The following is a 22,828-nucleotide window of genomic DNA, read 5'->3' as shown; positions in this document are numbered from 1 at the left end:
TTCACTAATCAAATAGTGAAAGGGTGATATTGCTTGATCGAGTTCAACCTGGATCGCGGCTCCGGGGTTTCGACGTACCTGCAGCTCGTTCACCAGGTGAAACAGGCACTCCGGCTCGGTATGCTGCGGCCCGGCGACCAGTTGCCGACCGCTCGCGAGGTGGTCGAGAGCCTGGCCATCAACCCCAACACCGTGCTCAAGGCGTATCGGGAGCTGGAGCGCGAAGGGCTGGTCGAGGGCCGGCCGGGGATGGGGACGTTCGTCCGACAGGGCATCGCGGGCGCGACGCTCGCAGAGCACACGCGGCTGCGGCGCGGTCTGGAAGCGTGGGTGCGTGAGGCCCGCGCGGCCGGGCTGGATCAGGAGGACCTCCGAGCGCTGTTCACCGTGGTCCTGGCCGACGCGGCGAAGGAGGGCGTGGCATGAGTTCCGCGCTGGAGGCTACCGGGCTCGGCGTCCGGTATCGCCGTACGTGGGTGTTGCGCGACTGCTCGCTGTCCGTGCCCTCAGGACGCGTGGCGGCGCTCGTCGGGCCCAACGGCGCGGGCAAGACCACCCTCATGCACACTGCCGTCGGCCTGTTGCGGCCCGCACTGGGTAGCGTCTGCGTAACCGGCGAAGCGGCGTTCGTGGCGCAGGACAAACCGTTGTACGAGAGCTTCACCGTCGCCGAGATGCTCACCTTCGGCCGCCGCATGAACCGGCGCTGGGACGACGACGCCGCTGCCGCTCGGCTCGCCGGGCTGGGCATCCCACTGCAGCGGAAGGTGAGCAGGCTGTCGGGCGGCCAGCAGGCGCAGGTGGCGGTGACACTGGCGCTGGCCAGCCGGCCCGACCTGCTCGTGCTGGACGAACCGCTGGCAAACCTCGACCCCCTCGCCCGCCACGACGTGATGCGCTCCATCATGGCGGAGGTGGCCGAGCGGCAGCTGACCGTACTGCTGTCCTCGCACGTCGTCTCCGACCTGGAGGAGACATGCGACTGGCTGATCGTGCTCAACGCAGGTCGGCTGCAGGTCAGTGGTGACATCGAGGAACTGCTCGACGGGCATCTCGTGGTCACCGGGCCGGATGAGGCGTCGATCGCGGCAACGCGGGTGGTGAGCGCGAGCCGTACCGGCAGGCAGGTCAGCATGCTGGTCAGGGGTGCGCCCCCGCTCGATCCCCGCTGGCAGGCGCGGAGCCCCAGTCTGGAGGAGCTCGTCATGGGCTACCTGCGCAGCCCCGAGTCGGCGGCACTGCCGAAACCGACGGGGGTGGGCGCGTGATCTGGGTGACATGGCGCCAGCACCGGGCGCAGATCCTCGTGACAGCGGCCTTCTTGGCGCTGCTGGGGGTGCTGCTGCTGGGTTCGGCGGTGGAGGCCGGCTGGTACGTGGCCGAGCACGCCCCGCCCGGCTGCCCTGGGCCCGCCGTGGCGTGCGGAGACCTGGCGGTGGCGCTGGAGCACCGCTATGACGCGGTCTACTCGCTGTTCGGCTGGATGCCGCTGGTGGCCCCGGCGTTGATCGGGGCGTTCTGGGGCGCGCCGCTACTCGGCCGGGAGTACGAGCGAGGCACCCACCGCCTGGCCTGGACCCAGTCCGTGCCCGTGGGGCGGTGGCTGGCGGTCAAACTGTCGATCCTGGGCGGGGCGGTCGTGGCGGGTGGGCTGCTGCTGTCGCTCATGGTGAGCCTGTGGCGGCCGGTGTTCAAGGCGGGGGTCGACTCCACGTTCGGCAACATCGGCGTATTCAACATGGTCGGGGTGGATCCGGCGGCGTGGTGGCTGTACGCGTTCGCGCTGGGCACGGTGGCCGGCACCCTGTTCCGGCGTACGCTGCCCGCGATGGCGCTGGTCGTGGCCGGGGTGACGATGACGATGTTCACCCTGTTCCGGCTGAGCGACTACTACGCCGAGCCGGCGCGTACTGAGCTGTCCGGCACCGTGGTGCTGGACGACCACGACACCCGGCTGGTGAGCGCCGCCTGGGTGGAACCGTCGGGGAGGGAGGTCGCCGACCTGTCGGACAGCGGCTGCCCGCGCCGGGTGGACGTGGGGCAGAGCGACAAGAACACCGAGGCGTGGCAGGCGTGCCTGTTCGGCAAGGGCTATCGGTACGCGGTGTACTACCATCCGCCGTCCAGGTTCTGGCGCTTCCAGTGGACCGAAGCGGGGATCCTGACGCTCGCCTCGGCGGCCCTCGGCGGCCTGGCCGTGCGCCGCACCCTCCGCCGCCCCGGCTGCCGCTGACGAGCCGGTCGAGGTCCGTCCGTCACCCGGCGGGAGTGAAGCGGGACAGCTCGTAGATGCCGAGTGCCTTTTCGATGTCGGCGACCTGGTCGACCACGCCTTGGAAGCCGCGCGGACCGAAACGCCGGTGCTCTTCGTCTTCGAAGACCTCGGCCAGGCGGAGGAACTCCTTGGCGGGGACGACCTCACGGAAGGCGGGGAACACCACCGTGTCCTCCCGCGCCTCGTGCGGCTCGTACATGCGGATGAACGCCGCCATGTCGGCGACCAGGGTGTGGGCGGCCCTGGCCCCCCTGGTAGGCCGGGTGGCGGTGAGGATGCGCCCGGTCAGCTCGCGTCCTCGGCGGTGTTGCAGCAGCAGGACCGAGACGGTGCCGGTGAGCCTGCCGGCCTCGCGCAGCCGGGGGAAGACGTACTTCTCCTCCAGATGCTCGTGGTAGTCCTCGATGAAGCCGCGGATGATGCGGGCGGCGGCGTTCAGCGGCTGCGCGGGCGTCCGCTCGCCGCCCTCGATGCGCCGGATGCCCTCCCGGTAGACGAGCAGGAGCCGCTTCAGCGCGCCGTGCTCGCGCATGAGGTCCTCGGGCGGAGTCACCTCCGCCTCCTGCTCAGCCGCCGCCGGAGCCGCGCCGGTCACCGCCCCGGCGAGGGCGGCGGCGGACAGTCCAAGCAGGTCGCGGCGGCGCACCGCCGGTGAATCACGATCGTCCACGACGTCTCCGTCCTCGCCCGGTCGCCGGGCGCCGCCCGCGTGCTCGTACGCGATCGGAGACTCCCCCGCACGGCCGGAGGCCACGCGGTGGCGCAGGTAAACGATCGGCCTGGCCGGCCGAGGTCAGGGCCGATTGGCGGGCTGGAACAGTTCGACGAGGTTGCCGGCGGGGTCGGGGAGCAGGATCTGCCGGCCGCCGGGGCCGGCGACCACTTCCCCGCGGAACGACAGGCCCGCGGCGCGGAGCCGGGCGATCTCGGCGTCCAGGTCGTCGACGATGAGGTGGATGCGGTTGCGGCCCGCGCCGGAGACATCGGCGGGAGTGGCGCGGGCGCCGGAGCTGGCGGGTCCGGACAGCAGCAGCCGCAGCGGCCCGCGTACCACGTCGGCGAAGGCGGGTGCGGCGCTGCTGTTGAGGGTGAAGCCGAGATGGGTGGTGTAGAAGTCGACGGCCGCCTGGACGTCGTCGACGAGGTAGCGGACGCCGGCGTAGCGGTCGGTCGCGGTCATCGGGGAGCCTCCGGGGTGTGGGCCAGGACGGGTAGTAGGTGGCGGACGCGCGTGTCGATGTCCGCCGCGGTCCGGTCGAACGCGGCGTGGCCGTCCGGCTCCGGCCGGTCCGCCGCGGCCGGGTCGGGGGTGCTCCAGTGGATTCGCCGCGCGTGGTCGCCGAATTCGGGGCAGGTTTCGCGGACCTTGTCGCAGAGGGTGATGACGTAGTCGAACCGGCGGCCGCGCAGCGTGCCCAGGTGGCGGGGTCGCCGGTCGGCGATGTCGATGCCGTGTCGCTCGCGCAGGACCCGTACGGCCTGCGGGTGCATCTGCGGCCGGGGCCGGCTGCCGGCGCTGGTCACGGTCACGAGACCGGAGGTGTGGCGGCGCAGCAGAGCTTCGGCGATCGGCGAGCGGGCGCTGTTTCCCGTGCAGGCGAACAGCACCGAGAGCCGGGGCCACCCCGCCGGATGCGCCGGCGGCTCGGGGACGCCGCGCAGCGCCGGATGCAGGGCGGCCCCGGCGCCGGCCAGGGCCTGCGCGCATCGGTCCAGGTCGAGCCGGTAATAGCTGTCGCGGCCGTCGCGGCTGCTGCGGGTGGCGGTGACCAGGCCGCCGTCGCGCAGCAGACGCAGGTGGTAGGAGACCAGGTTCTGCGGCGCTCCGGCCAGCGCAGTGAGCTCGCGGACCCGCAGATCACCCGCGGCGAGCTCGGTCAGCAGCCGCCAGCGCAGCGGGTGCGCGGCCAGGCGCACGAACGCCGGGGTGGCTTGACTCGACGACGCCATGACCCGGACGATACATCAAGCGCATTTGATGGAACAGCCGTGGATTCATCGCGCCGCGAGGTGGAGGGGTGATCGTGGGGGAGAGCGGTCCGGCGGGTTCGATACGTGATCTGCTGCGGGGGCTTCCGGTCTTCGGCACCGAACTGCCGGGGTTCGACGTCGACGCCGCGCCGGCGGAGCCGGTCGCGTTGTTCGTGGAATGGCTGACCTCGGCCGTCAAGGCCGGAGTGCGGGAACCGCACGCCATGGCGCTGGCGACCGCCGACGCCGCCGGGCGGCCTTCGTCCCGCGTGCTGATCTGCAAGGACCTCGACGCGGACGGCACCTGGTATTTCGCGACGAGCGCGGGCAGCCGCAAAGGCCGGGAGCTGGCCGCCACGCCGTACGCCGCTCTCAGCTTCTACTGGCCCGAGCAGGGCCGTCAGATCCGGGTGCGGGGCGCGGCCGTCCCGGCGGACGCCGGGCGCGGCGCCGCCGACTTCCTCGCGCGTTCCCCCGGCGCCCGCGCCGACGCCCTGACCGGCCGCCAGTCGCAGGTCCTGGACGAACCGTCCGACCTCGACGCCGCCCTCCGCGCGGCACACGCGCGGATCGAGGCCGATCCCGGGGTGGTCGCGCCGGGATGGACCGTCTACGGCGTCCGCGCCGACGACGTCGAGTTCTGGCAGGCCGACCGCGACCGCCGGCACATCCGCCTGCGTTATGCGCGTGCGGACGGCGCCTGGACGCGTCACCGCCTGTGGCCCTGAGACCGCGAAGCCCTCGACATCGGAGGTCGCCATGAGGGGCACGCCGACCGGCGCCGGGCAGGGGCCGCTGGAGCGCCGGCTGGGCCTGCCCGACGCGGTGATCATCGGGCTGGGCTCGATGATCGGTGCGGGGATCTTCGCCGCCCTGGCGCCCGCGGCGCGCGCGGCGGGGTCCGGGTTGCTGCTCGGGCTGGCCCTGGCGGCGGTCGTCGCCTACTGCAACGCGACCTCCTCGGCCCGGCTGGCCGCGCGCCACCCCGCCTCCGGCGGCACCTACGTGTACGGACGGGAGCGGCTGGGGGACTTCTGGGGCTACCTGGCGGGATGGGCGTTCGTGACCGGCAAGACCGCCTCGTGCGCGGCGATGGCGCTGACCGTCGGCTCCTACGTGTGGCCGGAGCGGGCCCATCTGGTGGCGGTGGCCGCCGTGGTGGCGCTGACCGCGGTCAACTACGCCGGGATCCACAAGAGCGCCTGGCTCACCCGGGTCATCGTCGGGGTGGTCGTCGCGGTGCTGGCCACCGTGGTGGTCGCGGGCCTGACCTCCGGCGCGGCGGACCCGGGGCAGCTGTACGTGCCGGCCGGCGTCACCGCCGGCGGGGTGCTGCAGGCGGCGGGCCTGCTCTTCTTCGCCTTCGCCGGTTATGCGCGCATCGCCACCCTCGGTGAGGAGGTGCGCGACCCCGTGCGGACCATTCCCCGCGCGATCCCGCTCGCGCTCGGGCTCACCCTGGTCGTCTACGCGGCGGTCGCGGTGTCCGCGCTCGCCGTGCTGGGCGGTACGGGACTGGCGGACGCGGTCGCGCCCCTGGCCGCCGCCGTGCGGGAGGCCGGTCATCCCGGCCTGGCCCAGGTCGTCCGCGGGGGCGCCGCGGTCGCCGCTACCGGCTCGCTGCTCGCACTGATCCTCGGGGTGTCCCGCACCACGCTGGCCATGGCCCGCGACCGGCACCTGCCGCACGTCCTGGCCGCCGTCCATCCCCGGTTCCGGGTGCCCCACCACGCCGAACTGGCCGTCGGCGCGGTCGTGGCGGTCCTGGCCGCGACCGCGGACCTGCGCGGCGCGATCGGGTTCTCCTCCTTCGGCGTGCTGGTCTACTACGCCATCGCCAACGCCGCCGCCTGGACCCTCGGGCCCGAAGAGGGACGGCCACCGCGGGTGGTGCCCATCCTCGGCCTGGCCGGCTGCCTGGTCCTGGCCTTCGCCCTGCCCCTGTCCTCGGTGGTCTCCGGGGCCGCCGTGCTCGCCGCCGGCGCCGTCGTCTACGCCGTACGCCGGGCCGTCACCTGACGGAGATCACTTGAGACTCGCAGGCGGCTACGATGAGCCGATGCGACGTGAAGTCCCAACCGAGGTGAAGCCGGCCGGCATGAGGCGGGAGCGATGAGCCGCAGGGCGCTGCGCCCGGTCGACCTGGCGCGGGAGGCGGGGGTCTCCACCCAGCAGATCCGCAACTACGCAGACGCGGGCATCCTCCCGCCCGCCGAGCGGACGGCCGCCGGCTACCGCAGGTTCGACACGCGCCACCGCGACGCCCTGCTCGCCTACCGGGCGCTGGCCAAGGGGTACGGCTGGGATGCCGCCCGTTCGATCATGCTGGCCGTGCACGACGGCGACCTGGCGGGCGCGCTCGCCCTCGTCGACGCCTGCCACGCCGCACTGCACCAGCAGCGGCTCGCCCTGCGGGCGACGGGGGAGGCGCTCGAAGCGGTGGCCGGGCAGGACCCCGGCGGTGCGATGGCGCCGCGGTCCCCCCTGCGGATCGGGGAGGTGGCCGCGCTCCTCGGCGTACGCGCCTCGGCGCTGCGCGTCTGGGAGGACGCCGGGCTGCTGACCCCGCAGCGCGAGCCCGGCACCGGCTACCGGTGGTACGGCCCCGCCGAGGTCCGCGACGCCCGCATGATCCACATGTTGCGGCAGGGCCGGTATCCGCTGGCGCGGATCGGCGACGTGCTGGACGGCCTGCGCCGCACCGGCAGCACCGAGGCGCTGCGCGCGGCCCTCGCCGAACGCCGGGCCGCCCTCGCCGCCACGGCCGTCGCCATGCTCGAAGGCTCCGCCCGCCTGCACGACTACGTCGCCGGCGCCTCGGGGTAGCGCGCCGGGACGTGCGCGGCCCTACAAGGCCCACCAATGCGTGGCCAGGCGGTCGAGGGTGGGCCGCGGCGGCGCGGGCAAGCGGGTCAGGTACCAGGCGAGGCTGCTGTACCGGTGCAGCAGGGCGTAGGCCAGCAGCCGCCTGCTCAGTTCCTCGTTCAGGTCACGGTCGCGGTAGCCGTACGCGAGGAGCAGGCGGCGCAGGATCTCGCCCTCGCCACAGGACAGGAACAGCCCCACCGACGCGAACTCGTACTCCCGCGCGCCCCGCATCGCCGGTTCGAAGTCGAACAGGCCCGACAGCCGCCGGCCGTCGCCGTCGCGCACGACCATCAGGTGCTCGCGCATCACCTCCGTGTGCAGCAGCACGGGCGCGGACGGCGTGAGCTCGACGCTGTCGAGGAAGTCCGGGATCTGCGCCAGCCAGGCCTCCTCCAGCCCGTCGGCGCGGTGGTGCGCCACGCACGCGTCCCGCCGCGTACGGAGGAAGCCGTCCCAGTCGTGCGGCCCCACGACCGCGTCGAGGCCGGGGGAGGACACCGAGTGGAGCGCGGCGAGCGTCTCGCCCACGGCGGCGGCGAGCTCCACCCGGTTGTCGTGAGGGATGCCCGGCCACGCCAGGGCGAGGCTCTCCCCGGGCAGGCGCGTCATCAGGATGTAGCTCCACCCGTCGAGCCCTCCCGCCTCCAGGACCCGGGGCGTCGGGATCGGCAGGCGTCCCTCCACGGCCCGCAGGACGGTCAGCTCCGTGTCGTACTCCTCGGGCAGGTAGACCTCGGGGTAGAGCTTGAGCACGTGCCGGTCGCCCACCGCGTAGACCGGCAACGACCCGTCGGCGAAGCGCTCAGGGCGTTCGCCGCCGAGCCCGAGATGCCCCAGCAGGGCCGACACGGCCGGGCCGAGACGGGACTCGTCCCGCCGGACGGCCATGAACTGCTCCTGGGTCTCGGCCTGCGGCAGCCGCACGTCGGAAAGCACGGCCCCGACGATAGACGAGAGCTCCGGGAGCCGATCGACCGGTTCGGCCCACGGCAACCGCCCCTACTCCCCGTGCCCTCCGCCGACCTCACCCCCTCCGCCGGAACGGGGCGAGCGTGGCCCGCACGAGGTCGGCGGCGCCCCAGTCGGGGTCGAACTGGGCGATCACGGCCAGGTGCTGGCGTAGCTGGATGATCGGCATGCGTTCGCGCCAGTCGCGGTCGAGCCCGGTCAGCTCGGCGTACAGCTCGAAGAACACGTGCGCCTCGGGCGGCGGCGCGGTCGTCCAGAGGTGTGCCAGGTCGACCTCGGCCCACGTGTACGACACGGCCGGGTCGATCAGCGCGGGCCGCCCATCGGGGGTGGCCATGACGTTCAGCGCCCACAGGTCGCCGTGCGTCAGGCACGCGGGCCTGACCGGCAGCAGCTCGGGCAGCCGGTCGCACAGCCGCTCCAGCGCCGCCCGGTCCGCGGTGTCGAGCGCCTCCCGGACGCGAGGCTCGCCGAGCCAGCGCAGCAGACGGTGCCGGGCGAAGAACTCGAACCCGTCGTCAGCCCAGGTGTTGACCTGCCGGCGACGGCCCAGCCAGTTGTCGCGGTGCCACCCGAACCGGGGGTGCCGCGTGGTGGTGTGCAGGTGGGCGAGCGCATGCGCCAACCGCGCCCAGAAGGCCTCGGTGCCCGGCCGGGGCCGCAGCGCGGACAGCACGAGCAGATCGCGGCCGGCGAGGATGATCTCGGGCGTGGCGACGCCGCCCGCCTCGCGCAGCGCGGTGAGCCCCTCGGCCTCCGCGGCGAAGGCGTCGTCCGACGGCGGCTCGCCGAACGCCTTGACGAACACCGGCGTGCCGTCACCGCGGCGCGCGAGCCCCGCCGTCGCGGCGAGACCTCCAGTGGCCGGCTCGACCGCGACGACGTCGGTCAGACCGGCCGCGTGCAGGCGTTCCAGCAGGAAAGACGTCGCTTCTGTCACGGGTGTGCTCCTCTGCTCCCCGAGAGCCCGGACGAGGGCACCCGGAACCCCGGCGACCGGTAATCCCCGCGGGCCGTCACCTGCGCGCGCCGCCCGGCCGGGTTCCGATCACGGCGGTCGCGTCCAGTTCCTCGTCGCGGGTCAGGCGGGCGGCGAGCCCGGCGCGGCCGACGGCCTCGGCGGTCTCCTCCGCCTGGCTCTCGCTCGTCTCCACCAGCAGGTGGCCGCCCGGCACGAGCCAATCGGCCGCCCCGGCGACGACCCGCCGTACGACGTCGAGCCCGTCCGCGCCGCCGTCGAGCGCGACCTGCGGCTCGTGCACGCGCGCCTCCGGCGGCAGCAGCCCGATCGCGCCGGTGGGCACGTACGGGGGGCTGGCGACCAGGACGTCCACCCGGCCGCGCAGCGCGGCGGGCAGGGCCGCGTAGAGGTCGCCCTCGTACACTCTGCCGCCCGCCGGGGCGAGGTTGCGGCGGGCGCAGCGTACGGCGGCGGGGTCGACGTCCACGGCGTGCAGCTCGACCGGCCCGGCGGCTGCGGCCAGCGCCGCGCCCATCGCGCCCGAACCGCAGCACAGGTCGACGACGACGGCGCCAGGCGGGGCGAGCGCGGCGGCCCGGCGGACCAGGAACTCGGTGCGCGGCCGGGGCACGAAGACCCCCGGGTCGACGGCCAGCCGCAGGCCGCAGAACTCGGCCCACCCGATGACGTGTTCCAGCGGCAGGCCGCGGGCGCGCCGGTCCACCATGTCGTCGAGCTCGGCGGGCGTACGCGCGGCGGAGACCAGCAGACGGGCCTCGTTTTCGGCGAACACGCACCCCGCGGCCCGCAACCGGGCCACGACCGAGGGAAAAGCGGGGGAGAGGGACAGTGACAAGGGAGAACCTTCCGGTGTGCCGAGGGCGCTCCCGCGGTCGCCTGCCTCTACGCGACCGTACGTGCGGGGAGAGGGGAGCACCCGACCTGTTCAGCGGTAATGGGGCTCACCTCCTCGCGTCGTCGCCGCCGTGACCGGCACCCTACACCAGAGCGCCCGTTCACCCGCACGGGGCCGGGCCGGGGTCCAGGTCCACGGCCGGCGGCCCAGGCCGGAGCGGAGAAGTTGATCCGGCGCCCCCGCGGCCCTACGATCGCGACCGTGACGTTCACGTTCTTCTTCCCCCTCCGCTAGCCGCCGTCGGCGAAGCGAGGCCCCGCCCGTCGCCGACGAGGCGGGACGGCGACGCGCCGTCCCGGGCCGACGCGGGAGAACAACGATCACCATGCGCGTACGCGCTGTCACTTTCTCCGCTCCGCGTCCCAGCGCTCCCACCGTCCCATGACGGCGGCGAGTCTGGTGGCGCGGTGCGTCCACGGACTGGAGCCGACGGTCGCCGCCGAGATACTGCGGCACGGCCTCGGCGTAATCACTCACATCGGGCATCGCGAGGTGCACTTCCGCGCGTCGCGGCCGCCCGCGCCGCACGGCCTCGTACTGGGCCTGCGCACGGCGGACGACGTGTTCCTGCTGGCCGCGCGGGGCACCGACGTCGGCCCGTCGCGGACGGGGGTCGCGGCCCTGGCGGAGCTCGCCGCCGCCGCCGACCTCGCCACCCTGACGCGGCTGCGCCGCGACCACGGCGGCCCCGGCGCGCTCACGGGTGTCGAGGTTTCGGCGTCGTTCCTGGGCAGGCGCAACTTCACCCGGTACGACGTGGAGGACGCGGTCGGCCGCGCCCTGGCCGCCCGGCTGGGGGTCGGCTACCACTCGCGGCGCGGTGGCGCGCCGCCGCCGGGCCACGGCGGCTGGCGGGTCACCCTCGACGGGGAGCGGGCCACGCTGCTGCTGCGCATCGCCGAGCGCCCGCTGCACCGGCGGGCCTACAAGCGGCGGTCCGTCCCGGGGACCCTGCATCCCCCGCTCGCCGCCGCCATGGTGGCCATGGCCGGCATCGAGCCCGGTGACACGGTCCTCGATCCCTGCTGCGGCGCCGGCACCCTGCTGGTGGAGGCGGTGCGGCAGCGGGCGGGCATCCGCGCCTGCGGGTTCGACCTGGCCTCGCGGGCGGTGGCGGCAGCGAGGGAGAACGCCGCGGGGCTGCCCGTCGCCGTGGCCCGGGCCGACGCCGGGCGCCTGCCGCTGCCGGACGGCGTCGCCCACCGTGTGCTGGCGAACCCGCCCTGGGGCGGTCAGGTGGCCCCGGGCGGTCTGCTCGCCGCGTCCGCCGGACGCTGGTGGGCGGAGGTGCGCCGGGTGCTCGCGCCCGGCGGGACCGCCGTGGTCCTGCTGCCCGGCGTCGGCGAGGTGCCGCTCGGCATCCGTCACGGCCTCACACCCGTGCACCTGCAACGCGTACGGGTCGCCGGGGCGGAGTCGTTCCTGGTCCGGTGGACGGCCCCACGGCCGGGCTGAGGGGTGCCGCGCACCGGGCCACCCGGCGCACGTCGTTGTCGGCCGCCGCCTCAGGCAGCGGGCGCGTCTCCGGCCGCTCCGGCCGCTCCGGCCGGAGCGGGGGAGGGACGCGGGGCAGGCCCGGCGGGCAGAAGCGCGGCCGGCAGCAGGCCGAGGGTGGCGAGCCCCGCCATGACCGGCAGTGTGAGGCCGGACCCCGACACGCCCGCCGCCGCGGGCGTGTCCAGGGCGGTCGCTCCGGCGGCCACCGCGATGCCCAGGCTGGGGCCGATGTTCATCACGGTCTGCTTGAGCCCGCCGACGACTCCGGCGTACCCGGCCGGGGCGTCGCCGACGACGGTCCCGGTAGCGGTGACCATGACGGCCGCGAATCCCGCCCCCACGAGGGCGAACGCGGCGCCGGTGGCCGCCCAGGGGCCGCCGGAGCCGAGCCCGGAACCGCCCGCGATGCCCACGACGACCAGAGTCGCCCCGGTGACCGCCGTACGGCGCGGACCGTGCCGGCGCAGGGCGGCGGCCGCCGCGGGTGCTCCGAGGACCATGACCACCGTGACCGGAAGCAGCCGCAGGCCCGTCGCGAGCGGGCCGAGCCCGAGCCGTTCCTGCAGCACGAAGGTGGCGGCGAACAGCGCGCCGAAGACGCCGCTGGTGACGGCCAGCAGGAGCAGCATCGACGCGGTCACCGGCATCGACCGGGCGACCGCGGCGGGCACGATCGGATGCGCCGCGCGGCGCTCGTGCGCGACGAACACGGCGGTCAGGCCCGCGAGGGTGAGCAGCCCGAGCAGCGTCGGCGCGGCGGTCCAGCCGTGGACGGGCACACCGGCCAGCGTGTGCACGCCGATCGCGAGCGTGCCCGCCAGCAGCGCCGCGCCGGTCAGGTCCAGCCGCGAGTGCGCGGGCCGTTCGGGCGCGGGTGCCCGTACGGCGAGGGTGAGCGCGGCGATCAGGACGGCGGCCGGGATGTTGAGCACGAAGACGGTGCGCCAGCCGAGCTCCGCCACGACGACGCCGCCCAGGACCGGCCCGGCCGCGCCGGCCACGCCGATGGCACTGGTGCGGATGGCGATCGCCGTACCGAGCCGGTCGGCCGGATACGCGAGCCGCAGCAGCGCGAGCGTCGCCGGCTGGACGAACGCGCCGAAAACGCCCTGGACGACCCGAAGGCCGATCACCCAGCCGGCGGTCGGCGCGAGCGCGATCCCGGCCGAGGCGGCCGCGAAGCCGAGCACACCGGCGACCAGCAGGCGCCGATGGCCGTACCGGTCGCCGAGCCGGCCGGCGATGACGAGGAGCGCGGCCACCGCGACCATGTAGCCGGTGCTGGTCCACTGCACCTGGGTGACGCTCGCGGCGAGGTCGCGCCGCAGGCTCGGCTGCGCCACGACCAGCACGGTGCCGTCCAACGCGACGATCATCGCGGCGGCTGCGCTGACCACCAGCGCCAGACGACTGCGCGCGGTCATGGGACGACGGGCCCGAGATGGGCGTCCAGCACCTCGGCGACCAGCCGGTCGAGGCGTTCGGTGCCGGGCGGGCCACTGGCGCCGAGGACGAGCTGCAGGCTGCCCCACGTCCACAACTGGGCGATCCCGTGCAGGTTGGCCCAGAAGGCGGCGGCGGTCACCGAGGGGTCCTCCGGAGGGTCGGCCTGGTCCCGGCCCTGTTTCTTCGGACGCTGGTTCTCCCGGCGCTGGTTCTCCCGGCATTGGGCGACCAGCGTGGCCAGGTGCTCGAACAGCGGGAGCGTGGACTCGCGCAGCCTCGGCCCGTCCGCGCCGTGCCGGTCGCTGTCGAGCAGCTCGTGGCGGAACATCAGCTCGAACATGCCCCGGCACTCCAGCGCGTAGCCGACGTACTCCCGCGCGAACACCTGGAGCCGATCGCGCGGTGAGGTCAGCCCGGCCATCGCGGCGGCGAACCGCGCCTCGAGGTCGGCGAAGCCCCGGCGGGCGATGGCCGACAGCAGGGAGTGGTGCGTGGGGAAGTACCGGCGCGGAGCCCCGTGCGACACCCCGGCCCGGCGGGCGATCTCCCGCAGCCCCAGCGCGGCGGTGCCCTCGGTCAGCACGAGGTGCACCCCCACCTCCACGAGCCGCTCCCGCAAAGAACCCGCATCGTCCATAGACAGTGTCTACCAAGACTTTGTAGACACTGTCTACTGAACTGTCGCGGAGCCGGGCAGGATACGGCGGAACGGCCGGAGTTCACCGCTTTCGAGGAGTGATTCCCGGACGTACGCTGGCGGCGTGGAGCTGGCCGAGATCCGTAGATATCCGGTGAAGTCGGTTTCTGGGTGGATTGTTGATTCGGCGGTCGTGGAGCCGTGGGGGCTGGCGGGGGATCGCCGGTGGGCCGTGGTGGACGAATCGGGCAACCTGCACTGGGTCGGGGAGAATCCGCGCCTGCTCTCCGTCGTCGCCACTCGTACGGCCGAGGACGGCCTCCTGCTTGAGGCCCCCGGTCTGCCGCAGCTGAAGGTGCCCCCGGCCACGGGTGAGCACGTCCCCGTCCACTTCGTGGAACTGGACACGGCGGTCCTCGCCCATCCGCAGGCCCATGCCTGGTTCACCCGCTTGCTGGGAAAGCCCGCCCGCCTCGTCTGGCTCGACGACCCCCGCCGCTGCGCCGTCCCGGCATCCCACGGCGGACTTCCCGGCGATGTCGTCAGCCTGGCCGGGGACGCTCCCTTCCTGCTCACCTCCCGTTCCTCCCTGCGCCGGCTCGACGAGTGGATCGCCGAGGGGGCACGCGAACGTCAGGAGGAGGTCCCCGCCCCCCTCGACATGGCCCGCTTCCGCCCCAACCTCGTGGTGGACGGCTTCGCCCCCTACGTCGAGGACAGCTGGCGCGAGATCCGTATCGGCGCACTCCGCTTCCGCATGTCCGAACTGTGCGACCGCTGCGCCGTGCCCACCTACGACCCCATCACCCTCGAAAAGGGCAGGGAACCCCTTCGCACCCTGGCCCGCCACCGCCGCTGGGACGGCAAGACCTGGTTCGGTGTCCGCTTCATCCCCCGCGACTACGGCGAGATCCAGGTCGGCGACCCGGTGACCGTCCTCGCCGCCGCGCCCTGACCCGGCGGCGCGCGCCTCGAGAAGACCACACGCGGAAGCGTGATCGGCATCGTGGCTGAGCACCGGCGCGCGCTGCCCCGGCGGCGGCCGCGAGGACGGTGCGCCGCGACCGTGCTTGCGGCAGGTTCCCCTCCGCCCGTGATCAGCCCTCGCCGGCTTCCCGCGCCGTGTGCTCCAGACGGTTGCGGTAGCTCTCCCACCACGCCTGATCGCCGTGGGGCAGGTTGAGGTTCCCGTCCCGCAGGCCGGCCGTTCCGTCGATGAGTTCCCTGACGATGTCGGCGTGACCGGCGTGCCGGTTGGTCTCCGCGATCACGTGCACCAGGATCTGGTGCAGCGTCGCCGTGCTCCGTTCGTCCGGCCACCACGGCACATGACCGGTCGCGTCGAGCGCCAGCGTGGCGATGGTGGTGTCGGAGTGCTGCCATACCCGGCGGTACAGCCCGACGATGTGGTCGCGAGACTCGTCCGCGGTCGCCCACATGTCCGCGTTGTCTTCGGCGTCGTCCTCCGTCCATTCCAGCGGTTCGCCGAACGGCCGCCCGAACGTGTCGCCGAAGTAGCCCACCTCCACCCCGGCGAGGTGTTTGACGAGCCCAAGCAGGTTGGTGCCGGTCGGGGTCAGCGGGCGGCGGATCTGATATTCGGAGAGCCCGTCGAGCTTCCACAACAGGGCGTCGCGGGCGGTCTGCAGATAACGTTGGAGGTCCGTCTTCGGTTCCGGTGTGGCCATGCCGGGGAGTGTGTCAGCCGGCGCCGGCAGCGCGCACCGGCTTTTCCCCCGGGCCGGTGCCGTACGGTCCGCGGGGAAGCCGCCGGTCGGCCTCTTCCCGTGCAGGGAACCCCCCGCCCCGGCGGATGCCGGGACGGGGCGTACTCGTCACCGCGCCCGTACGGGAGCTCAGGTGATGGTCAGCGTCGTCACCCCCGTCGCTCCGGTGAAGCCGGTGGTGAGGCACATCAGCAGGTTCGGCTGGGGGAGGGCGATGAGCTGCACCGCGGACCGGCCGGTGAACGGACCCGAGGTGACGGTGCCGGTGAACGTGGTGACGACCTGCCCGGCCACGGCGGTGCTGCTGCCGGTGCCCTCGATGACGCTGGCCTCCCCGGTGTTCCAGGTGACGGTCCGCGCGCTCTGGAAGCCGTCGAGGAGGTCGTTGCAGCCGGCGAGGATGGTGAAGCGCTCGTCGTACGATCCGCTCGTCACATCGCCTCCGCCCAGGCACGAGGTGAACCGGCCGGTGGTGGTGATCTCGAAGTTCCGGGGCTGGAAGACCACCCCCGGGTCGTAGGCGTCGGACTCGGTCCCCTGGCACTGCACCAGCGCGAGCGGCCGGGCCTGGGCCGGGCTCGCGGCGGCCGGCGCCACCACGCCTAGGGCGGCTACGGCGGCAAGGGCGAGCGAGCGCGCCCGGAATCTCCTGTCGGTCAAGGCTGTCTCCTCGCGTCGAGGCGGCCGCCGTGGGCGGCGGGGCCGGTCAGGATGGTCAGGCGGACGGGCACGGCTTGCCGGGGACGGTCAGGGCGGCCCGGGCGTGGCTGACCACGATGTCCACCCCCGCCAGCGTCCGCACGTGGATGGCGTTGACCACCACGCCGGCGCCATCGGCGGTGGTCACCTGCTCGTTGATCACGACTTTCGCCACGAGCGGGATGTTGATCGTCAGGTTGGGTTTCGGGTCGATGATCGACACGCCGCCGACCTTGAGGTTGGTGATGTACACCGAGCCGTCGACGTCGACCTGCCCGGTCTCGCCGTCCCGGGCTTTGGCCTTGGCGGTGATCTCGTCGGCGGTGACGAGACCGCCGAGGAGGTTCACCCCCGCGGTCTTGGCGGAGGCGGACGCGGTGCGCAGGCCGTCGTCTCCGACCGTGCCGGCGGCCTTCGTGGTGATCGCGCCCAGTGAGCCGAGCCCGGGAAGCGTGGCCTGCAGGAGCGTGCCGTCGTCGGAGCCCGGGGCGTCGGTGCAGGTGACGTCGGAGGGAACCAGCGGCGCGACCGTCACCAGCGGGGCCGAGACCCGGCCGCCGTGCGCGTGCGCGTCGAAGACCAGGACGGGCCGGGTGAAGGTGACCTCGGCGCAGCCGGGAGGGTCGATCCCGGTGCGGTCGGTGACGTCCGCGGCGCATGTGCGGTAGGTGCCGGTGTGGGCGGCCGAGACGGTGACGGTCGCGGTGCAGGAGGCGGCTCCGGCGGGCAAGGTCCCGGTCACCGTTACCTGCCCGCCTCCCTGCGGCGCGGTCACGGTCGCGTCCACGCAGTCGGTGGACGGCGCCCCGGCGACGGTGAGCCCGCTCGGCAGGCTGCCCTTGAACGACCAGCCCTTCTTCACGGCCAGTTCGCTGGTGTTGGTGATCGTGAACTTCAGCGCCGCGGTCTCGCCCACGCGGGCGGAATCGGGGCTGTAGGAGACGTCGAGCCGGGGTGTGACGTCCAGGATGCGTACGTTGTCGAACGCCGCGTCGTTGCCGATGCCGCTGGCCTGGAAGTTGACCAGCCTGAGCCGCAGGGCGCCCCCGCCGAAGAGGATGGGCCCGTCGCTGGTGTAGGTGCCGACGGCCACCGAACCGATCGTCGTCCCCGGGTGGGCGCACGGCTCGATCGGGGTGGTGAAGGCGGGCACGGCCGTCACGGCGTCCAGCAGGTAGAAGCCCAACTTGGCGTGGTTGGCGAAGCAGTTGGTCTCGGCGACGTCGACGGAGAAGGCCAGGAACCGCTTGGGGCCGATGTCGATGGAGAAGTTCGACTCCAGCTGGGTCCTGCCCGATCCGGGATCGGCGCCCTCGGTGTAGGCCGTGACGGCGTGGTTGGCGGCCGGGTCCCCGTCCGCCCACTGGCCGAGTGCGCCGGCCATCTGCTTCACCGTCGCCCAGACGTCGCCGCAGCCGGAGTTCGCCGGTGCGACGGCGGGGTTCTGCTGTGAGGCGATCCAGCCGTTGCAGTGGGTCAGCCAGGCCGGGTCGGCGGTGTAGGTCTGGTTGACGGGGGCGGCTCCGGTGTAGTCGCTGACCAGGATGGGTGTGGCCCCCTGACCGTGCTCGAAGTCCTCGGCGAAGACGGTCTTCGGTGACGCGGGCACGCCCGGATCACCGGGGTCGGCCGCGGCCGGACCCGGCTGGGCCGTCAGGGCCGCCGCCGACAGGACCAGCGCGCCGAGAGCGGCGAACGCCCTGTGCGACGGACCCGGCGCGTGGCCACGCGCATGAGAACGCCTCATATGCGAGTTCCTCCAGTGGTCGACGATGGCGAAAGGCGTGAACGTCCCCCAACCGCTCCGGCCCTTTCTATAAGCAAAAAGAGCGACCTTTAGGTAAATTGCTGGATCGCTCCTTAGACAAAATGGCGCGCCCCCCTCGCACTGTCAACAACCTTTCCGATTTGCCTCGTTTGGCAGCATATATCGGCATATCACGGACGATGCATGCATCGGAGAGAACAAGGAGGACGAAGGGAAACGGCGTCAGCGCCGAGTCGCGTCGAAGGAGGATCGGACCGGCGAGTTCGGGCGATAGGGGCCGGTCGAAATTCGGCGGCCGTCGCCTGCCGCCCATCGCGCGATGTCATTTCCGACGGATTTTCATGTTCGGCGACGAAGGACGGGCGGGAAAGCATTCCGGCGGCCGGCCGCGGGCGGCCACGACGGCGTCGGCCGAGACGACACGGACGCGGTCTTCGGTGGTAAAGGACGTGCCGTGATCGCTCTGCTGCTGGCCCTCGGCAGCTCTCTCGCTTATGGATGCGCCGACTTCCTCGGCGGTCTGGGTGCCCGTAAGGCTCATGTGCTGCGTACCGTGATGGTCGCGGCCCTGGCCAGTCTCGCGGTCGAGCTGCTGCTGTGGCCGTTGCTCGGCGCCTCGTTCAGCAGCGGGGCTCTGGGCTGGGGCGCCGCGTCGGGGATCGCCTCGGCCGCGGCGTTCGCCCTGCTCTACCGCACGCTGGCGATCGGTCCGACGAACGTGCTGCCGCCCGTGACCGCGCTGGTGTCCGCCGCGCTGCCCGTCGGCGTGGGGCTGCTGCAGGGCGAGCACCTGGCCGCCGCCGCGGCGGTGGGCCTGCCACTCGCGCTGGTGGCGGTGGTGCTGGCCGGCGCCGGACACGGTGCGGGCGCGGCGCGCCCGTCGCCTACGGGCGCGGGCGTGCTGGACTCCGTGGCGAACCTGCTGTTCCTGCTCGCCGCCCGCAGCGGTGACCTCACCGTCGTCGCCGTGATCACCGCCCTCTACCCGGCCGGCACGGTCCTGCTCGCCCGCGGCGTGCTCGCCGAACGCATCCACCGCGGCCAGTTGATCGGCCTGGGGGCCGCCGCCGTCGGCCTTCTCGCCATGGCCTGACAGGCCCGCACCTCAGCCATGGCTCGTGTCCGGCTCCGCGCGCTCGGCCGGCCAGTTGCGCAGGGCGACATCGATCGCGTCGAGCATCCGGCTCCAGGACTCGTCCGCGGCACGCGGATGATGGCGGAAGCCGCCTGCCATCTCGAGACTCACGAACCCGTGGAAGACGCTGCCCAGCAGCCGGACCGCGTCGGTCTGGTCGGGCTCCGCCAGCGAGTAGCCGCGCAGGATCGCCCGCGTCATGTCGGAGTGCCGCCGGGCCGCGCCCGCCGCCTCGGTATCCGGGTCGAGATCCACCTGCATCGCCGCGTACCTGCCCGGATGCTCCCTCGCGTAGTCGCGGTAGGTGCCGGCGAAGGCGACCAGCGCGTCCTTGCCCGCCCGTCCGGCCAGCGCCGCCGCGGCCAGGTCGGCGAGCTCGGCCAGGGCCAGCCCGGCCACCCGGACCCGCAGCTCGTGGGCGTTCCTGATGTGCGAGTACAGACTGGCGTCCTTCACGCCGAACCTGCGCGCCAGCTCCGAGACCGTCAGGTTCTCCAGCCCCACCTCGTCGGCCAGTTCCGCCGCCGCCTCGGTCAGCCGCTCGGCCGTCACCCCGGCTCGTGCCATCCGCCATCCTTCTCTTCCTAGGACTCCTAGGTAAAAGCTTAATCGATTGCCCTTAGAAGCGGCAGTGGATAGCTTGAATCCTATGAAGCCAATCGCCGAGCGCGAGATCCGCGCCTCGTTCGTCAACTGCACCAAGGGCGAAGCAAAACGCCTCGCCGTACCGAGGGACCTGGATGCGCGGCCCTGGGACGACCTGGACTTCCTGGGCTGGCACGACCCCGCGTCCCCGGGCCGTGCCTATCTGGTCGCCGAGCAGGGGGACCGGCTGGTCGGGGTGGCGCTGCGGCGGGCCACTTCCAATGCCGGACACGTGCGGCGCAGCATGTGCTCGCTCTGCCTGACCACCCATAGCGGCGACGGCGTGTCGCTGATGACGGCCCGCCGCGCCGGCGGCAGCGGCAACTCCGTGGGCGTCTACGTCTGCACCGACCTGGCCTGCTCCCTGTATTTGCGCGGCAAGAAGGACGTCGGGCCCGGCGGGCGGATGCCCGAGTCGCTCACGCTCGAAGAGAAGATCAGCAGGACCGCGGTCAACGTGGGCGAGTTCCTCCAGAAGGTGACTCAGTGACCGGCACCGTCGGTACGCGCGGCCTGCCGGGGCCCGCATCCGTTCGATCCTGACGAGGCCTCGCGTCAGCTCGGGCCGAGGACGCAGAACTCGTTGCCCTCCGGGTCGGCGAGGACGATCCACGGGACGTCGCCCTGGCCGACGTCGGCGAGCGTCGCGCCGAGGGCCCGTAGCCGGGCCACCTCCGCCGCCTGATCGTCTCCGGGGTGGGGCAGCACGTCGAGATGGACGCGGGTCCACGCGGTCGCCACGCCGGGCGTTGCGCGGAGGAACTCGAGATAGGGCCCGACGCCCTTGGCGGAGCGCAGCCTCGCGTGATCGTCGGTCACCTCGTGCACGGTCCAGTCCACCGCCTCGCCCCAGAACCGGGCCATGGCCCGCGGGTCGGCGCAGTGAACCACGACCGCGGCGATCGGCCCGGTGTCCCGGTAGACCTCCCGGGGCTCCAGCACGCAGAACAGGTTGCCCTCCGGGTCGGCCAGAACCGTCCACGGGACCTCGCCCTGGCCCACGTCGGCCGGCGTCGCACCAAGCTCCTTCAGACGCGCCACCAACTCCGTCTGATGGGCCGCGGAGGTGGTGGCGAGATCGAGGTGCACGCGATACCTCACCGTCTCGGGGTCCGGAACGGTGACGACGTCGACGCAGACGGCGGTGGGGTCCGGCCAGGCGAAGCCCACGGGTTCGACGTTGGTCACGCCGGGTCCCTCGCTGGAGACACCCCAGCCGAGCGCCTCCGCCCAGAAGCGGCCGAGCGCCGCGTCATCCCGGGCCTTGAAGTTCACCTGAACAAGTCGCAGCGGCATGCCGCCAACCCTATGGCCGAGCCGGAGAAGTCAGCTCAGCGTGGCCGCCTTGCGCAGCAGCACTGAGCGTTCGCGCTGGTTGGCGCACAGCCGGGCCGCCAGCTCCAGCTCAGCGCGCGCTTCCGGCCGCCGTCCGAGTCGGGCCAGCAGCTCACCGCGTACGGACGGGACCAGATGCGAACCAGGGAGCCGGTCCGAGGCGATCAGCTCGTCCACGATGGCCAGCGCCTGCGCGGGGCCCGAGGCCATGGCAACGGCGACGGCCCGGTTGAGCTCGACCACCGGAGAGGGCGCGATCCGGCCGAGTGCCTCGTAGAGCACCACGATCCGGTCCCAGTCGGTCTCTTCGACCGAGGGCGCCGACGCGTGGGTGGCGGCGATCGCGGCCTGCAGGCCGTAGGGGCCGAGGCCGCGAGTCGATGCCTTGGCCAGCGCGGCCAGCCCACGGCGGATCGCCGAGAAGTCCCACCGCCGCCGGTCCTGCTCGTCGAGCAGGACCGGCGAACCGTCCGGGCCGGTCCGGGCCGGGAAACGCGCGGCGGTCAGCTCGCACAACGCCAGCAGGCCGTGCACCTCCGGCTCGTCCGGCTGCAGCGCGGCCAGCGTGCGGGCCAGCCGGATCGCCTCGTACGCGACCTCGGGGCGCAGCAGCCGGTCGCCCGACGTGGCCGTCGACCCCTCGGTGAAGATCACGTACAGAACACTGAGCACGCCGCCCAGCCGCTCCCGGCGCTCGGCGGCCGGCGGCAGCTCGAACGGCACCCCGGCCGCCGCGATCGTCTTCTTGCCCCGGGTGATGCGGGCCTGCACGGTCGCCACGGGGACGAGGAACGCGCGGGCGATCTCCTCACTGGTCAGGCCGCCGACCACGCGCAGGGTCAGCGCCACCCGGGACTCGCGGGAGAGCACCGGGTGGCAGCTGACGAACATCAGCGCCAGCACGTCGTCATCGATCTTGTCGGGGTCGATCTCCTCGTCGGCCTCGGAGTCGGCCGCCAAGTCCGCCGCCAGCAGGGCGTATCGGTCCCGGAGGGCGGCCTGGCGGCGGATCGCGTCGATCGCCCGCCGCCGGGCCGTGGCCATCAGCCATCCGGCCGGATTCGCCGGAGGGGCGAGCGGCCACGACACCAGCGCCTCGGCCACCGCTTCCTGGGCCGCGTCCTCGGCCACCCCGAAATCACCGGTGAACCGGGTCAGCGCGGCGACGATCCGCGCCGACTCGATCCGCCAGACGGCCTCGACATCGGCCGTGCCCATCAGATCCGGCCGCTGCTCGCGCGCCCGGCCCAGCCCTCGGCGATCACTCGGCGACCTGCGGGACCTCGTCGCTCCCGGGCACCCGCCGGACCTCGATCTTGGACCCGGGGGCCGCCGGGACCCGCTTTGCCCACTCGACCGCCTCCTGTTTCGAGGCGACGTCCAGCAGGAAGAAGCCCCCGAACAGTTCCTTGGTCTCGCCGTACGGCCCGTCCGTGACCACCGGGGCCTCGCCGCTGAAGTCGACCACGACGCCCTGGCCCGGATCGTCCAGCCCTTCCGCCGCGAGGAGAACGCCGGCCTTGACCATCTCCTCGATGAACTGGTGGGTCCTGGCCATCATCTCGTCGATGTCGGCCATCATGGCCGCGTTCGACTCGTCGGTGCCCCGCATGATCAGCAGGTACTTCGGCATCGCGTTCTCCTCGTCCGGCGGAGCCGCCTCTCGGCCCTCGCACCCACACGTCGAACGAGCGGCGCGCGGATCGACACCGCCCCGGAGAAATCTTTCGCCGCGACGCGGCCGCCCCCCTCCGGCCCGCGCTCCGCGCATCAGGGCGGCTTCTGGGCAGATCGCCTTCAAACCGACCATCTTAGTTCGGACTCCGGAGCATTCCTGCTGGTAACAGCTCAGTCCCGTGAGCCGGCCCGCGCAGGTCGTCCATCAGGGGCTGGAGAACCTGCCATGCCGGGGCCTGGGCCAGATTCCTGGCCGCGTGCGGTGTGTACAGGGCTCTGGCCTTGTCGACCTCGTGCGTCTG

General features: G+C 73.2%; 25 protein-coding genes. 10 read left to right on the top strand and 15 right to left on the bottom strand.

Translation table 11 applies throughout. The annotated features are described in order from the left end of the window. The first annotated feature begins 33 nt into the window (after nucleotides 1–33). Genes HHX30_RS16175 through HHX30_RS16165 form a run of 3 tightly spaced genes read left to right on the top strand, consistent with a single transcriptional unit; the run spans nucleotide 34 to nucleotide 2,233 of the window. Entirely contained in the window at nucleotides 34–426 is a 393-nt protein-coding gene (locus HHX30_RS16175; protein ID WP_169982754.1) for a GntR family transcriptional regulator, read from the top strand. After that, on the top strand, nucleotides 423–1,268 hold the full coding sequence (locus tag HHX30_RS16170; protein WP_169982753.1) for an ABC transporter ATP-binding protein: 846 nt from the start codon (nucleotides 423–425) through the stop codon (nucleotides 1,266–1,268). Before HHX30_RS16175 ends, HHX30_RS16170 begins: the two co-directional genes overlap by 4 nt. Then, nucleotides 1,265–2,233 (top strand): ABC transporter permease, encoded by a 969-nt coding sequence (locus HHX30_RS16165; RefSeq protein WP_169982752.1) that lies wholly within the window; start codon nucleotides 1,265–1,267, stop codon nucleotides 2,231–2,233. Before HHX30_RS16170 ends, HHX30_RS16165 begins: the two co-directional genes overlap by 4 nt. A gap of 22 nt (nucleotides 2,234–2,255) precedes the next feature. Here HHX30_RS16165 and HHX30_RS16160 read toward each other — a convergent pair whose 3' ends face one another. From HHX30_RS16160 to HHX30_RS16150, 3 genes are all read right to left on the bottom strand, one after another. Continuing rightward, the gene (locus HHX30_RS16160; protein WP_169982751.1) at nucleotides 2,256–2,945 is read right to left on the bottom strand and encodes a hemerythrin domain-containing protein; all 690 of its coding nucleotides are present in this window, start codon (nucleotides 2,943–2,945) and stop codon (nucleotides 2,256–2,258) included. Between the two features lie 123 nt (nucleotides 2,946–3,068). Beyond that, nucleotides 3,069–3,455, bottom strand: coding sequence for a VOC family protein (locus tag HHX30_RS16155; RefSeq protein WP_169982750.1), 387 nt, complete (start codon nucleotides 3,453–3,455; stop codon nucleotides 3,069–3,071). Further along, entirely contained in the window at nucleotides 3,452–4,225 is a 774-nt protein-coding gene (locus tag HHX30_RS16150) for a metalloregulator ArsR/SmtB family transcription factor (RefSeq protein WP_169982749.1), read from the bottom strand. Before HHX30_RS16150 ends, HHX30_RS16155 begins: the two co-directional genes overlap by 4 nt. Nucleotides 4,226–4,299: 74 nt before the next feature. Between HHX30_RS16150 and HHX30_RS16145 the strand changes: the two genes are divergently transcribed. From HHX30_RS16145 to HHX30_RS16135, 3 genes are all read left to right on the top strand, one after another. Then, nucleotides 4,300–4,974 carry a pyridoxal 5'-phosphate synthase gene (locus tag HHX30_RS16145; protein ID WP_169982816.1) on the top strand — a complete coding sequence of 225 codons (675 nt, stop codon included), beginning with the start codon at nucleotides 4,300–4,302 and terminating at the stop codon, nucleotides 4,972–4,974. Nucleotides 4,975–5,005: 31 nt separating this feature from the next. After that, complete coding sequence (locus HHX30_RS16140) at nucleotides 5,006–6,265, top strand: APC family permease (RefSeq protein ID WP_169982748.1); 1,260 nt, start codon at nucleotides 5,006–5,008, stop codon at nucleotides 6,263–6,265. Between the two features lie 93 nt (nucleotides 6,266–6,358). Then, nucleotides 6,359–7,072: a MerR family transcriptional regulator gene (locus HHX30_RS16135; protein ID WP_169982747.1), complete on the top strand. Its 714-nt coding sequence runs from the start codon at nucleotides 6,359–6,361 to the stop codon at nucleotides 7,070–7,072. A 21-nt stretch (nucleotides 7,073–7,093) separates the two neighbouring features. Here HHX30_RS16135 and HHX30_RS16130 read toward each other — a convergent pair whose 3' ends face one another. From HHX30_RS16130 to HHX30_RS16120, 3 genes are all read right to left on the bottom strand, one after another. Beyond that, complete coding sequence (locus tag HHX30_RS16130) at nucleotides 7,094–8,050, bottom strand: phosphotransferase (RefSeq protein ID WP_211592068.1); 957 nt, start codon at nucleotides 8,048–8,050, stop codon at nucleotides 7,094–7,096. 88 nt (nucleotides 8,051–8,138) lie between these two features. Further along, nucleotides 8,139–9,023 (bottom strand): fructosamine kinase family protein, encoded by an 885-nt coding sequence (locus tag HHX30_RS16125; RefSeq protein ID WP_169982746.1) that lies wholly within the window; start codon nucleotides 9,021–9,023, stop codon nucleotides 8,139–8,141. A gap of 76 nt (nucleotides 9,024–9,099) precedes the next feature. After that, nucleotides 9,100–9,900 carry a putative protein N(5)-glutamine methyltransferase gene (locus HHX30_RS16120; RefSeq protein WP_211592067.1) on the bottom strand — a complete coding sequence of 267 codons (801 nt, stop codon included), beginning with the start codon at nucleotides 9,898–9,900 and terminating at the stop codon, nucleotides 9,100–9,102. A gap of 441 nt (nucleotides 9,901–10,341) precedes the next feature. Here HHX30_RS16120 and HHX30_RS16115 point away from each other — a divergent pair, with 441 nt between their 5' ends. After that, complete coding sequence (locus HHX30_RS16115; RefSeq protein WP_169982745.1) at nucleotides 10,342–11,415, top strand: methyltransferase domain-containing protein; 1,074 nt, start codon at nucleotides 10,342–10,344, stop codon at nucleotides 11,413–11,415. A 50-nt stretch (nucleotides 11,416–11,465) separates the two neighbouring features. Here HHX30_RS16115 and HHX30_RS16110 read toward each other — a convergent pair whose 3' ends face one another. Together HHX30_RS16110 and HHX30_RS16105 are read right to left on the bottom strand one after the other, a co-directional pair. Next, entirely contained in the window at nucleotides 11,466–12,881 is a 1,416-nt protein-coding gene (locus tag HHX30_RS16110; RefSeq protein WP_169982744.1) for an MFS transporter, read from the bottom strand. Beyond that, a complete protein-coding gene (locus HHX30_RS16105) occupies nucleotides 12,878–13,540 on the bottom strand; it encodes a TetR/AcrR family transcriptional regulator (RefSeq protein WP_169982743.1) in 663 nt (220 codons plus the stop codon). The genes HHX30_RS16110 and HHX30_RS16105 overlap by 4 nt, the downstream gene beginning before the upstream one ends. A gap of 124 nt (nucleotides 13,541–13,664) precedes the next feature. On the opposite strand from HHX30_RS16105, the gene HHX30_RS16100 reads away from it, so the two are divergent. Continuing rightward, nucleotides 13,665–14,495: an MOSC domain-containing protein gene (locus HHX30_RS16100; RefSeq protein WP_169982742.1), complete on the top strand. Its 831-nt coding sequence runs from the start codon at nucleotides 13,665–13,667 to the stop codon at nucleotides 14,493–14,495. A 142-nt stretch (nucleotides 14,496–14,637) separates the two neighbouring features. Here HHX30_RS16100 and HHX30_RS16095 read toward each other — a convergent pair whose 3' ends face one another. The 3 genes from HHX30_RS16095 to HHX30_RS16085 form a co-directional block, all read right to left on the bottom strand. Continuing rightward, a complete protein-coding gene (locus tag HHX30_RS16095; protein ID WP_169982741.1) occupies nucleotides 14,638–15,228 on the bottom strand; it encodes a DinB family protein in 591 nt (196 codons plus the stop codon). A gap of 168 nt (nucleotides 15,229–15,396) precedes the next feature. Further along, nucleotides 15,397–15,927 carry a hypothetical protein gene (locus HHX30_RS16090; protein ID WP_169982740.1) on the bottom strand — a complete coding sequence of 177 codons (531 nt, stop codon included), beginning with the start codon at nucleotides 15,925–15,927 and terminating at the stop codon, nucleotides 15,397–15,399. Between the two features lie 55 nt (nucleotides 15,928–15,982). Continuing rightward, on the bottom strand, nucleotides 15,983–17,713 hold the full coding sequence (locus HHX30_RS16085) for a choice-of-anchor P family protein (RefSeq protein WP_169982739.1): 1,731 nt from the start codon (nucleotides 17,711–17,713) through the stop codon (nucleotides 15,983–15,985). A 475-nt stretch (nucleotides 17,714–18,188) separates the two neighbouring features. Here HHX30_RS16085 and HHX30_RS16080 point away from each other — a divergent pair, with 475 nt between their 5' ends. Continuing rightward, nucleotides 18,189–18,827 (top strand): EamA family transporter, encoded by a 639-nt coding sequence (locus tag HHX30_RS16080; protein ID WP_169982738.1) that lies wholly within the window; start codon nucleotides 18,189–18,191, stop codon nucleotides 18,825–18,827. 12 nt (nucleotides 18,828–18,839) lie between these two features. Here HHX30_RS16080 and HHX30_RS16075 read toward each other — a convergent pair whose 3' ends face one another. Next, nucleotides 18,840–19,436 (bottom strand): TetR/AcrR family transcriptional regulator, encoded by a 597-nt coding sequence (locus tag HHX30_RS16075; RefSeq protein ID WP_169982737.1) that lies wholly within the window; start codon nucleotides 19,434–19,436, stop codon nucleotides 18,840–18,842. Between the two features lie 82 nt (nucleotides 19,437–19,518). Here HHX30_RS16075 and HHX30_RS16070 point away from each other — a divergent pair, with 82 nt between their 5' ends. Then, a complete protein-coding gene (locus tag HHX30_RS16070; protein ID WP_169982736.1) occupies nucleotides 19,519–20,004 on the top strand; it encodes an FBP domain-containing protein in 486 nt (161 codons plus the stop codon). 65 nt (nucleotides 20,005–20,069) lie between these two features. Here HHX30_RS16070 and HHX30_RS16065 read toward each other — a convergent pair whose 3' ends face one another. From HHX30_RS16065 to HHX30_RS16055, 3 genes are read right to left on the bottom strand one after another with little or no spacing between them, the layout of a single operon-like run. Continuing rightward, nucleotides 20,070–20,810 (bottom strand): VOC family protein, encoded by a 741-nt coding sequence (locus HHX30_RS16065; protein ID WP_169982735.1) that lies wholly within the window; start codon nucleotides 20,808–20,810, stop codon nucleotides 20,070–20,072. A 30-nt stretch (nucleotides 20,811–20,840) separates the two neighbouring features. Beyond that, entirely contained in the window at nucleotides 20,841–22,067 is a 1,227-nt protein-coding gene (locus HHX30_RS16060; protein ID WP_169982734.1) for an RNA polymerase sigma factor, read from the bottom strand. 43 nt (nucleotides 22,068–22,110) lie between these two features. Continuing rightward, complete coding sequence (locus HHX30_RS16055; RefSeq protein ID WP_169982733.1) at nucleotides 22,111–22,482, bottom strand: YciI family protein; 372 nt, start codon at nucleotides 22,480–22,482, stop codon at nucleotides 22,111–22,113. Nucleotides 22,483–22,828 lie beyond the last annotated feature (346 nt).

This window comes from Microbispora sp. H10836, assembly GCF_012999525.1.
In the GTDB taxonomy this organism is placed as follows: Bacteria; Actinomycetota; Actinomycetes; order Streptosporangiales; family Streptosporangiaceae; genus Microbispora.
Note: the sequence above shows the minus strand (reverse complement) of the source record. Positions and strands in the feature narration are given on the sequence as shown.

What these genes read in the sequence shown, in the direction of transcription:
- HHX30_RS16075 (WP_169982737.1), bottom strand. Translation starts at nt 19,436, where the DNA reads ATGGCACGAGCCGGGGTGACGGCCGAGCGGCTGACCGAGGCGGCGGCG.
- HHX30_RS16135 (WP_169982747.1), top strand. Translation starts at nt 6,359, where the DNA reads ATGAGCCGCAGGGCGCTGCGCCCGGTCGACCTGGCGCGGGAGGCGGGG.
- HHX30_RS16155 (WP_169982750.1), bottom strand. Translation starts at nt 3,455, where the DNA reads ATGACCGCGACCGACCGCTACGCCGGCGTCCGCTACCTCGTCGACGAC.
- HHX30_RS16055 (WP_169982733.1), bottom strand. Translation starts at nt 22,482, where the DNA reads ATGCCGAAGTACCTGCTGATCATGCGGGGCACCGACGAGTCGAACGCG.
- HHX30_RS16060 (WP_169982734.1), bottom strand. Translation starts at nt 22,067, where the DNA reads ATGGGCACGGCCGATGTCGAGGCCGTCTGGCGGATCGAGTCGGCGCGG.
- HHX30_RS16110 (WP_169982744.1), bottom strand. Translation starts at nt 12,881, where the DNA reads ATGACCGCGCGCAGTCGTCTGGCGCTGGTGGTCAGCGCAGCCGCCGCG.
- HHX30_RS16170 (WP_169982753.1), top strand. Translation starts at nt 423, where the DNA reads ATGAGTTCCGCGCTGGAGGCTACCGGGCTCGGCGTCCGGTATCGCCGT.
- HHX30_RS16150 (WP_169982749.1), bottom strand. Translation starts at nt 4,225, where the DNA reads ATGGCGTCGTCGAGTCAAGCCACCCCGGCGTTCGTGCGCCTGGCCGCG.
- HHX30_RS16070 (WP_169982736.1), top strand. Translation starts at nt 19,519, where the DNA reads ATGAAGCCAATCGCCGAGCGCGAGATCCGCGCCTCGTTCGTCAACTGC.
- HHX30_RS16140 (WP_169982748.1), top strand. Translation starts at nt 5,006, where the DNA reads ATGAGGGGCACGCCGACCGGCGCCGGGCAGGGGCCGCTGGAGCGCCGG.
- HHX30_RS16065 (WP_169982735.1), bottom strand. Translation starts at nt 20,810, where the DNA reads ATGCCGCTGCGACTTGTTCAGGTGAACTTCAAGGCCCGGGATGACGCG.
- HHX30_RS16115 (WP_169982745.1), top strand. Translation starts at nt 10,342, where the DNA reads ATGACGGCGGCGAGTCTGGTGGCGCGGTGCGTCCACGGACTGGAGCCG.
- HHX30_RS16095 (WP_169982741.1), bottom strand. Translation starts at nt 15,228, where the DNA reads ATGGCCACACCGGAACCGAAGACGGACCTCCAACGTTATCTGCAGACC.
- HHX30_RS16105 (WP_169982743.1), bottom strand. Translation starts at nt 13,540, where the DNA reads ATGGACGATGCGGGTTCTTTGCGGGAGCGGCTCGTGGAGGTGGGGGTG.
- HHX30_RS16085 (WP_169982739.1), bottom strand. Translation starts at nt 17,713, where the DNA reads ATGAGGCGTTCTCATGCGCGTGGCCACGCGCCGGGTCCGTCGCACAGG.